This is a genomic window from Rhodococcus sp. O3, from assembly GCF_048897285.1.
Classification (GTDB): domain Bacteria; phylum Actinomycetota; class Actinomycetes; order Mycobacteriales; family Mycobacteriaceae; genus Rhodococcus.
Genome location: NZ_JBMBTE010000237.1, coordinates 1 through 3,928, shown reverse-complemented (window position 1 = coordinate 3,928; position 3,928 = coordinate 1). Strand labels below are relative to the sequence as shown.

Genomic DNA, 3,928 nt, shown 5'->3' with positions numbered 1-3,928 from the left:
GCTGCCGCCGAACTCATTGCCGCACAGGACATCTCCTCGGTCGTTCTGGACTCGGAGACAGGCCGGTTCCGGATGGGACTCGCACGACGTCTCGCCGAAAGCCTGGGCGCCGAGTACGTCGCGGTCGGCGACGTGCGGGCCGACGCCATCACCACCGCGGTCCGAGGGAGGGCCGCCTGATGCCGAAGGGCCAACCGATCGCGGTACCCGACGACGGTCTCACCACCCGGCAACGCCGGAACCGGCCGTTGCTCATGGTCAACACCGGTGACGGCAAGGGCAAGTCGACGGCCGCGTTCGGTCTTGCACTGCGCGGCTGGAACCAGGGCTGGTCGGTCGCGGTCTTCCAGTTCGTGAAGTCCGCGAAGTGGCGGCTCGGCGAGCAGACCGCGTTCGAGACGCTCGGGGCGTTGCACGCCGAACGCGGCACCGGCGGGGCCATCGAATGGCACAAGATGGGGTCGGGCTGGTCGTGGTCGCGCAAGGACGGCACCGAGGAGGACCACGCCGCCGACGCCCTCGCCGGATGGCGGGAGATCCGGCGCCGGCTCGAGGCCGAACAGCACGGCCTGTACGTGCTGGACGAGTTCACCTACCCGATCAACTGGGGCTGGGTGGACATCGACGAGGTCGTCGACACCCTCGTCCACCGCACCGGACATCAGCACGTGATGATCACCGGTCGCCGCGCCCACCCCAAGCTCGTCGACGCGGCAGACCTGGTCACCGAGATGACCAAGATCAAGCATCCGATGGATGCCGGACAGAAGGGCCAGAAGGGCATCGAATGGTAGGCGCAGCATGGTAGCCATACCGCGGCTGGTGATCGCCGCTCCCGCATCGGGACACGGAAAGACCACCGTTGCAACAGGTCTCATGGCCGCACTCCGCGCGGCCGGTCACGTCGTGTCCGGGCACAAGATCGGACCCGACTACATCGATCCCGGCTACCATGCCCTCGCCACCGGCCGCCCGGGCCGCAACCTCGACCCGCACCTCGTCGGCACCGACCTGGTCGCGCCGCTGTTCGTGCACGGAGCGGCCGGCGCCGATCTGGCGATCGTCGAAGGCGTCATGGGCCTGTACGACGGGATGCTCGGCACCGACGGGTTCGCCTCGACCGCCCACGTCGCCGAACTCCTGCAGGCGCCCGTGGTGCTCGTCGTCGACATCTCGCACGCGTCGCGGTCGATCGCGGCGGTCGTGCACGGCATGGCGTCCTACGACCGGGGTGTCCGCATCGCCGGAGTGATCCTCAACCAGGCCGGGTCGCAGAGGCATTCCGACGAGGTGACCGCCGCGCTGGAACCGACCGGGATCCCCGTGCTGGGCGTTCTGCACCGAGACGACGGGATCAGCGCCCCGTCCCGGCATCTGGGCCTGGTGCCGGCGCAGGAGCGCGGCGAGGCAGCCGGGCAGCTGGACCGGCTCGCGGACCGGATCGCCGCGCACGTCGATCTCGCCGAGATCGTCCGGATCGCCCGCAGCGCACCGGATCTGAACGCAGACCCATGGTCCCCCGGCGACGGCACGGAGAAGGACGGTCCGGTCGTCGCGATCGCCGGCGGTCGTGCCTTCACGTTCCGCTACACCGAGACCGAGGAGATCCTGCGCGCCGCGGGATGCCGCACCGTCGCGTTCGATCCACTGCGCGACGAACAGCTTCCCGAGGGCACCGCAGGCATCTACCTCGGTGGCGGATTCCCCGAGGTGCACGCCGCGGACCTGTCCGCGAACACCCCTCTGCGCGAACATCTTCGGAGGGCGATCACAGCCGGTGTCCCGACGGTCGCCGAATGCGCGGGATTGCTGTACCTGTGCCGCGACGTCGACGGCGCCGACATGGTCGGGGCGCTCGACGCCTCCGCCCGGATGACGCCGCGCCTGACCCTCGGCTACCGCACGGCGATCGCCCCTGCCGACAGCCTCCTCGCGGTCGCCGGAACGCGGGTGACGGGTCACGAATTCCATCGCACCGCCGTCGAACCCGGAACCGAGCCCGGATGGCTGCTGAACGGACGGCCGGACGGGTTCGCGACCGCGACGCTGCACGCGTCGTACCTGCACACGCACTGGGCCGGGCACCCGTCGATGGCGCAGCGATTCGTCGACGCCGTGCGCGGCGCGACACCCGTCCCCGCACCCCCGCGCCGACCGCGGACGAAGGCCCCCGACCTGCATCACCACGGCGACCGCGAAGCCACACCCGGCCTCGTGGACCTGGCCGTGAACGTGTCGCGGCGACAGCGTCCGGTCTGGCTCGACGACGCACTGCGCGCCTCACTCGACGACCTGAGCCGCTACCCGGACCCGAGTGCGGCCCGCGCGGCCCTGGCCACCCGTCACGGCCGGACCGCCGACGAGGTGCTGCCCACCGCCGGTGGTGCCGAGGCCTTCACCCTGATCGCCCGGGCGCGGCCCTGGCGCAACCCGGTGGTGGTACACCCGCAGTTCACCGAACCCGAGGCCGCCCTGATCGCCGCCGGGCACACCGTGCACCGGGTCCTGCTGCGGCCGGAGGACGGTTTCGTGCTCGACCCGGCCCGCGTGCCCGACGACGCCGATCTGGTGGTGGTCGGCAACCCGACCAATCCCACGTCGGTGCTCCATCCCGCCGGGTCGCTGCGGTCACTGGTGCGGCCCGGGCGCGTGGTCGTCGTCGACGAGGCGTTCATGGACGCGGTACCGGGCGAACCGGAGACACTGGCCGACGCCTTCGTTCCGGGACTGATCGTGGTGCGGTCGCTGACCAAGACGTGGGCGATCCCTGGCGTGCGGGCCGGTTACGTCGTCGGTGACGCCACGGTGATCGCCGATCTCGCCGTGCACCAGCCGCCGTGGTCGGTGTCGACCCCCGCCGCGGCGGCGATGATCGCCTGCGCGTCGGCGCAGGCCACCACCGAATCCGAGGTCATCGCGGCCGAGATCGCTTCGCACCGAGAGTTTCTCGTCGATCAGCTGTGTGCACTCGGTGTTCCCGTTGCGGGCGATCCGGCCGGACCGTTCGTGTTGGCGCGGGTTCCCCAGGACACCCGGGAGAAGCTGCGCGCGAGCGGGTTCGCGGTGCGGCGTGGCGACACCTTCCCGGGGCTCGGCGAGGACTGGATCCGCATCGCGGTGCGCGACCCGCAGACCATCGGGGCGCTCGTCGACGCGTGGCGGTCCATCCGATGAGGGCAGCGGGACTGGCCCTCGGATATGTGGCCGACCAGATCTTCGGCGATCCGCGACGCGGACATCCGGTGAGCGGATTCGGGGCGATAGCCCGCGCCACCGAACGCAGACTGTATGCCGACTCACGCTGTGCCGGAATGTTGTTCACCGCAGTTCTGGTCGGCGGCGCCGCTGCGCTCGGCTACGCCGCCGACCGTGCCACCCGGCAACATGCCCTGGTGAACACGACGGTCACCGCCACCGCGACATGGGCGGTACTCGGCGGACGATCGCTCGGCCGCGAGGCCCGCACCCTCGACGACCAGCTCCGCCGCGGCGACCTCGATGCCGCGCGCATCCAGGTGACCCATCTCGTCGGGCGCGACCCCTCGCAACTCGACGCCGACGGAATCGCCCGGGCCACCATCGAATCCGTCGCCGAGAACACCTCGGACGCGGTCGTCGCGCCGCTGGTGTGGGGAGCGCTGCTCGGCCCGGCCGGACTGCTCGGATACCGGGCGGCGAACACCCTCGACGCCCGCGTCGGTCATCGCACTCCCCGGCTCGAGCGGTTCGGCTGGGCCTCCGCACGTTTCGACGACGCGGTGAATCTCGTACCCGCGCGTCTCACCGCACTGCTGGCGGCGCTGCTCGGCGACGACCCCGGGGCCGCGCTGCGCATCTGGCGGCGCGACGCGCACAAGCACCCGAGTCCCAACGCCGGGCCGGTGGAGTCCGCGTTCGCAGGAGCCCTCGGTGTCACGCTCGGGGGCGT

General features: G+C 71.3%; 4 protein-coding genes. All 4 read left to right on the top strand.

Annotated features, from left to right (window positions below; translation table 11 throughout):
* A partial coding sequence (locus tag ACN675_RS28235; RefSeq protein WP_420753965.1) for a hypothetical protein occupies positions 1–180 on the top strand: 180 nt, incomplete at its 5' end.
* Positions 180–794: a cob(I)yrinic acid a,c-diamide adenosyltransferase gene (cobO, locus tag ACN675_RS28230; protein ID WP_420753964.1), complete on the top strand. Its 615-nt coding sequence runs from the start codon at positions 180–182 to the stop codon at positions 792–794. The genes ACN675_RS28235 and cobO, both read left to right, overlap by 1 nt.
* Before the next feature lie 7 nt (positions 795–801).
* Positions 802–3,174, top strand: coding sequence for a cobyrinate a,c-diamide synthase (locus tag ACN675_RS28225; RefSeq protein ID WP_420753963.1), 2,373 nt, complete (start codon positions 802–804; stop codon positions 3,172–3,174).
* On the top strand, positions 3,171–3,928 hold a 758-nt coding region (cbiB, locus tag ACN675_RS28220), incomplete at its 3' end, for an adenosylcobinamide-phosphate synthase CbiB (protein WP_420753962.1). The genes ACN675_RS28225 and cbiB, both read left to right, overlap by 4 nt.

Coding starts and splice junctions, on each gene's coding strand:
- cobO (WP_420753964.1), top strand. CDS start 180: ATGCCGAAGGGCCAACCGATCGCGGTACCCGACGACGGTCTCACCACC.
- ACN675_RS28225 (WP_420753963.1), top strand. CDS start 802: ATGGTAGCCATACCGCGGCTGGTGATCGCCGCTCCCGCATCGGGACAC.